Source organism: Pseudidiomarina sp. WS423 (assembly GCF_050750165.1).
GTDB lineage: Bacteria > Pseudomonadota > Gammaproteobacteria > Enterobacterales > Alteromonadaceae > Pseudidiomarina > Pseudidiomarina fusca.
Genome location: NZ_JBOJLN010000019.1, coordinates 22,422 through 28,769, shown reverse-complemented (window position 1 = coordinate 28,769; position 6,348 = coordinate 22,422). Strand labels below are relative to the sequence as shown.

Here is a 6,348-nt window from a genome sequence, read left to right as displayed (position 1 = left end):
TGTAGTAGAGTTGATTCACCCAATCGCGATGGACGAAGGTTTACGCTTCGCAATCCGTGAAGGTGGCCGTACTGTAGGTGCAGGCGTAGTATCTAAAATCGTAGCTTAATTGATGCGGTTAAAGAAAAAGGGAGCTTCGGCTCCCTTTTTTCATTTAAAAGCGTTGTTCGTTATTCGTGCGCTACGCTGTTCGTGCGCTACGCTGTTCGAAAAGTGAACGCACGAACAGTGAACGAAGTGAATGGACGAACAACGAATAACGAGCAACGAATAACGAGCAACGCCTTTCTAATATCCAATAGCTAATATCGCCATTGCTAGCGCTAACAGCGCACCGAAAGAAGTCCGCATAGCCGCTTACGAATACCCACCGTATTTCACCACCGAGAACACCCAGCACTTAGAGCAAATATTGTCCAAGCATCGGCTTTAGTAAACGCTAAGACCAAGGCGGTTCGCCAATTCGCGAACCATAAACATGCCGCGCGCAGAGTTTCCGAAGCTGTTTAGCGGTGGGCTCCAAGCACTAATGACACCGTAGTCTGGAACAATGGCGATAATTCCGCCACCCACGCCACTTTTTGCCGGCAAGCCCACAGTAAAGGCAAATTGCCCCGACTGATCATACATGCCACTGGTACTCATTAGTGCATTAATACGCTGCGCATCACGATGTGAGGTGATTTGCTTGCCGCTGCGTGGGCATTGACCGCGGTTGGCTAAGAACGCCAAGCTGCTGGCGAGTTGTTCGGTATTCATAGTGAGTGCGCATTGCCAGAAGTAATGGTCGAGTACTTCTTCAACGTCTGACTCGATATTGCTAAAACTCTTCATCAAGTATGCAAGTGCAGCGTTGCGAGCGCCATGTTCACGCTCGGACTCATGAACGCGAGAATCGACGCACACCGCTTCACTGCCGCACAAACCCCGAACCATGCTCAGTAATGCCGATTTACTGGCTGAGTAATGGCTAACTAACACATCGCTGACTAAAATCGCGCCCGCGTTGATCATGGGGTTGCGCGGAATGCCTTTTTCCCATTCAAGCTGAACAATTGAATTAAAAGGCTGACCTGAGGGCTCCATCTGCACGCGTTCCCATAACGGGTCGCCAAGACGTTCCATCGCCAACATCAGCCCATAAATTTTAGAAATAGACTGAATGGAAAACGGTTTATTGGTATCGCCGACCGAGGTGACGTTGCCATCAAGCGTGGCAACCGTCAGCGCGCAGTAATCAGCTTTAACCTCTGCCAAGGCAGGAATGTAATCGGCGACGTTACCGTCATTCACAGACATGGCCTGCTGCAGAATATCCTCTAGCAGTGGTTTGAGGTTGTCAGGAGCCTGTATTGGTTGCCCGCCGCTGATTACATCGTGTGTCATGGGTTGAACTAATGACTCCTATTAAGCCTTATTGGGATTGTTCGATAACAGTGGTTTTAAGAAGCGCGCAGTATGTGAGCGCTCACATTTAACAATCTCCTCGGGGCTACCGGCGGTTAATATCTCACCGCCACCTGAGCCACCCTCGGGCCCTAAGTCGATAATCCAGTCGGCTGTTTTAATCACGTCCAGGTTATGCTCAATAATAACAATGGTATTGCCATGATCGCGCAAACGGTGTAGTACCGTCAATAACTGCTGAATGTCATGGAAGTGCAGACCAGTAGTAGGTTCATCTAAGATATACAAGGTTTTGCCGGTGTCCCGTTTCGACAGTTCACGCGCCAATTTTACCCGCTGTGCTTCACCGCCTGAAAGGGTGGTGGCAGACTGGCCTAGACGAATGTATGACAAGCCTACATCAACTAAAGTTTGTAGTTTGCGGGCTATGGCCGGGATCGGAGCGAAGAAGTCGCGAGCATCTTCTACGGTCATGTCGAGAACTTCGTGAATGCTCTTACCTTTGTACTTAATCTCAAGCGTTTCGCGATTGTAGCGTTTACCTTTACAGATATCGCACGGTACATAAACATCAGGTAAGAAATGCATTTCTACCTTAATCACGCCGTCGCCTTGGCAAGCTTCGCAGCGGCCGCCACGCACGTTAAAACTAAAGCGACCCACTTTATAGCCGCGCGAACGTGACTCTTCAACACCGGCAAACAATTCCCGAATGGGTGTAAAAATACCGGTGTAGGTTGCTGGATTAGAACGTGGTGTACGGCCAATCGGACTTTGATCAATATCCACAACTTTATCTAAATACTGCATCCCATCAATGCTGGCATAAGGGGCAGGCTCATTTGCTGTGGCCTTATTCAAGTCGCGGTGAGCAATTCTAAACAAGGTGTCGTTGATAAGTGTTGATTTGCCTGAGCCAGAAACTCCAGTAACGCAAGTCATCAGACCTAGGGGCAGTTGCACGTCAACGTTTTTCAAGTTGTTACCGGTGGCACCTTTGAGCTCTAACCAAAGTTCACCGGGCTGATGCCGTTGTGCTGGTACTTCAATCGCTTTACGCCCAGACAGGTAGTCGCCAGTTAATGAATTCTCGTTGGCGACAATCTCTTCGTAGTGCCCCTGCGCAATCACTTGGCCGCCATGCACGCCAGCACCAGGGCCAATATCAATCACGTGATCTGCAGCACGAATGGCGTCTTCGTCGTGCTCAACCACAATGACCGTATTACCCAAATCACGTAAGTGGGTCAGGGTACGCAGTAGCCGCTCGTTGTCACGTTGGTGGAGACCAATCGATGGCTCATCGAGGACATACATCACCCCAACCAAGCCGGCACCAATTTGTGAGGCAAGGCGAATGCGCTGGGCTTCGCCGCCAGATAAAGTTTCAGCACTGCGCGATAGGCTCAAGTAATTAAGCCCCACGTTCACCAAGAAGCCTAAGCGGTCGTTAATTTCTTTAAGGATTTTTTCAGCAATTTGGGCCTTCTGCCCCTCTAACTGTAGCCCTTCGAAAAATTCGAGAGCGCCGCCAATTGAGCGTTCAACCACTTCAGGTAGCGTGGTGTTATTCACATACACATGCCGAGCTTCTAGGCGCAGCCGGGTGCCGTGACAGCTTTTACATGGCTGTGAGGCCAGGTACTTAGATAAATCTTCGCGCACCGCCGTCGAATCCGTTTCGCGATAGCGGCGCTGCATGTTGGGAATGATGCCCTCAAACGGGTGAGTGCGGGCAACTCGGTCACCGCGGTCATTCATGTAAGTAAATTCAATCTCGGTTTTACCGCTACCAAACAACACCGCTTGTTGATGCGCTTCGCTGAGGCTATTGAACGGCTTGTTCAAATCGAACTTATAGTGTCGAGCCAACGACTGGAGCATCTGATAGTAATAGAAGTTGCGCTTGTCCCAGCCCCGAATGGCACCACCGCTGAGGCTTAATTCAGGGTTGCCAACCACTTTTTTGGGGTCGAAAAACTGTTCAATGCCTAAGCCATCGCAAACGCCACAAGCGCCGGCTGGGTTATTAAACGAGAATAGTCGCGGCTCGAGTTCCTGCATGCTATAGCCACAATGTGGGCAGGCAAAGTTAGCTGAGAAAATCATGCTGTCTAGCTTAGAGTCAGCGTCCATCGGTGCCACAATGGCGGTACCGCCACTGAGTTCAAGCGCTGTCTCAAACGACTCAGCTAAACGCAGCTCTAAGCCTTCGCGTACTTTAATGCGATCGACAACCACTTCAATGGTGTGCTTTTTTTGTAGCTCTAATTTCGGCGGGTCGCTCAAATCACATAACTCGCCATCAATACGAGCGCGAATAAAGCCTTGCGCCGCTAAATTATCCAACACCTTGGTGTGCTCACCTTTACGATCTTGAATAATAGGCGCCAAAATCATCAGCTTCTCGCCTTCAGGTAGCGCCAATACTTGGTCCACCATTTGCGAGATAGTTTGTGCAGCTAACGGTACATCATGAGTCGGACAGCGCGGTTCACCAACCCGTGCGTACATTAGTCGCAGGTAGTCGTAAATTTCGGTGATAGTACCCACCGTTGAGCGTGGGTTGTGCGACGTAGATTTCTGCTCAATCGAAATAGCAGGGCTAAGGCCTTCGATGCTATCCACATCGGGTTTTTCCATCAGCGACAAAAACTGTCTAGCGTAGGCCGACAACGACTCGACATAGCGACGCTGGCCCTCGGCATAGAGGGTATCGAATGCTAACGAAGACTTACCCGACCCAGACAACCCGGTGATTACCACCAGCTTGTCGCGAGGTATGGTAACGTTGATGTTTTTTAAGTTGTGGGTGCGGGCTCCGCGGATCTCAATTTTATCCATGGTGAATCTACCACTCCGTAGCGGTTATAAATGAAACGAGCATTATCGCACATGCACCACCTTCTGGTACAATGGCGAGCGATTTTTTCCTGCAGCAATGAGATAAGCATGGCACATCAGCACAGTGACAATCGATTGACCCCCACCGAACGCCGCGCCTCTGGGGCTTTAGCTACCGTCTTTGGATTACGGATGTTAGGGCTGTTTTTGATCATGCCGGTGATAGCTATTTATGGTCAGCAGTACCCCGACTATACGCCCTTGCTGATAGGTTTAGCGATAGGCGCCTATGGCCTTACTCAGGCTTTGTTACAAATTCCGATGGGGATGCTGTCCGATCGTATCGGTCGCCGCCCAGTGATTGTTGGTGGTTTGCTGTTGTTTGCGCTAGGTAGTGTGGTGGCGGCGATGGCAGATAGCCTGACAGGTGTGGTGATAGGCCGTGCGTTGCAGGGCACCGGAGCTATTGCTGCAGCCATTTTAGCATTAGCAGCTGATATTACCCGCGACTCACAGCGCCCGAAAGTAATGGCCACTATCGGCATGTTTATTGGTTTGTCCTTTGCCCTGGCGCTGGTGCTCGGCCCCTTACTTGGCGAATATATCGGCTTACAAGGGTTGTTCGTGTTCACCGCCGTATCTGCGCTGTTTGGAATTGTGGTGCTATTAATAGCTGTGCCGTCAGTGACCCAGAAAACCGCAAAAGGTGATCTTATTCCGGTTGGCAGCGAGTTAGGAAGCCTGTTCAAGCATCCGCAACTGGCTCGGTTAAACTTTGGCGTGTTTGTTTTACATTGTGTGTTAACCGCGTTTTTTGTGGTGGTTCCGCTACAGTTCGTGGCTGGTGGTTTAGCTACCGAGCAACACGCGTGGCTGTATTTGCCCACCTTATTGGCCTCGTTTGCCTTGATGATTCCAATGCTGATCATCGCTGAGCGCAAACGTAAACAACCCGTTTATTTCAGAGTCGCTATTGTGCTGCTGCTGTTAGCTGTAGCTGTTATCGTCTGGGTACCACCGCATTGGACGTATTTAGTTGTAGCCGTTGTGCTATTTTTTACCGGCTTTAACTTTTTAGAAGCATCATTGCCTTCTTCGCTAACCCGTTTTGCCCCCGCGGGTAGCAAGGGCAGCGCCAGTGGTATCTACTCTACCGCACAGTTCTTAGGCGCCTTTATTGGCGGTGCTGCCGGCGGTTATGTTTATCAACAATGGGGCCTGTTCGGGATTGGGATTTTTACCGCAGTACTGTTAGTATTCTGGTTCGCCAGTAGCTTTGGAATGCAGCCTCCTCCGCAACAGCAGAACGTCAGCTTACCTATTCGTCAGCTGAACGCAGCGCAAGCACAGCAATTAGCCGAGCAGTTAGCGCATGCCACCGGGGTTGAAGAAGTACGTATTGTTAGTGCTGAGCAAACGGTGTATTTAAAAGTTCATAAAACCCATTACAATGAAGCAGAATTAGCGGCGCTACTGACGCCCTACCAAAATTAGCAAATCAAGGAGCACAAGGCATGGCCAGTCGCGGCATCAATAAAGTGATTTTAATTGGCAACTTAGGGCAAGACCCAGAAGTGCGCTATACCCAAACCAACACGGCGATTGCCAACATCAGTATTGCCACCAGCGAAACCTGGAAAGACAAGCAAACAGGCGAGCCACGCGAGCAAACCGAATGGCATCGCTGCGTCGCTTATCGGCGTCTAGCAGAAATTGCTGGTGAGTATCTGAAGAAAGGCTCGAAAGTCTATGTTGAAGGGCGTTTACAAACCCGTAAATGGCAAGGCCAAGATGGAGTAGAGCGCTACACCACCGAGATCGTTATTAACGATTTACAGATGCTCGATAGTCGTGGTGGCGATCAAGGCGGCTACAGCAATAACCGTCCGAGCAACCAGAATCAAAACCAGCCGCAGAACCAAGGTGGCCAAGGTCAAAACTTTAATGCTCCGGCGAATAATCAGAACCAGAGCTTCCAGCAATCAAACCCATCGTCAGGACAACAATCACCAAGCCCAGAACCTTTCAATGGCGGTGATTACGATGACGATATTCCGTTTTGATCATCCACAGTCTTAAACTATTCTGTTCAAAAGG

Annotated in this window: 5 protein-coding genes; 3 read left to right on the top strand and 2 right to left on the bottom strand. The window is 50.0% G+C overall.

Features of this window, described 5'->3' with window-relative positions; genetic code table 11:
• A partial coding sequence (locus ACQ661_RS11695; protein ID WP_431668433.1) for a hypothetical protein occupies positions 1-109 on the top strand: 109 nt, incomplete at its 5' end.
• 320 nt (positions 110-429) lie between these two features.
• Here the strand turns inward: ACQ661_RS11695 and glsA are convergent.
• Together glsA and uvrA are read right to left on the bottom strand one after the other, a co-directional pair.
• Entirely contained in the window at positions 430-1,386 is a 957-nt protein-coding gene (gene glsA, locus ACQ661_RS11690; protein WP_431668431.1) for a glutaminase A, read from the bottom strand.
• Between the two features lie 21 nt (positions 1,387-1,407).
• Positions 1,408-4,251: an excinuclease ABC subunit UvrA gene (gene uvrA, locus ACQ661_RS11685; RefSeq protein WP_431668429.1), complete on the bottom strand. Its 2,844-nt coding sequence runs from the start codon at positions 4,249-4,251 to the stop codon at positions 1,408-1,410.
• A 108-nt stretch (positions 4,252-4,359) separates the two neighbouring features.
• Here uvrA and ACQ661_RS11680 point away from each other — a divergent pair, with 108 nt between their 5' ends.
• Positions 4,360-5,745, top strand: a complete 1,386-nt coding sequence (locus tag ACQ661_RS11680) for an MFS transporter (RefSeq protein ID WP_431668428.1) — start codon at positions 4,360-4,362, stop codon at positions 5,743-5,745.
• A 20-nt stretch (positions 5,746-5,765) separates the two neighbouring features.
• Positions 5,766-6,314, top strand: a complete 549-nt coding sequence (ssb, locus tag ACQ661_RS11675) for a single-stranded DNA-binding protein (protein ID WP_110077071.1) — start codon at positions 5,766-5,768, stop codon at positions 6,312-6,314.
• The last annotated feature ends 34 nt before the right edge of the window (positions 6,315-6,348 follow it).

Bases quoted from the DNA above. Each gene is read 5' to 3' on its own strand.
- ACQ661_RS11680 (WP_431668428.1), top strand. From the start codon at position 4,360: ATGGCACATCAGCACAGTGACAATCGATTGACCCCCACCGAACGCCGC.
- uvrA (WP_431668429.1), bottom strand. From the start codon at position 4,251: ATGGATAAAATTGAGATCCGCGGAGCCCGCACCCACAACTTAAAAAAC.
- ssb (WP_110077071.1), top strand. From the start codon at position 5,766: ATGGCCAGTCGCGGCATCAATAAAGTGATTTTAATTGGCAACTTAGGG.
- glsA (WP_431668431.1), bottom strand. From the start codon at position 1,386: ATGACACACGATGTAATCAGCGGCGGGCAACCAATACAGGCTCCTGAC.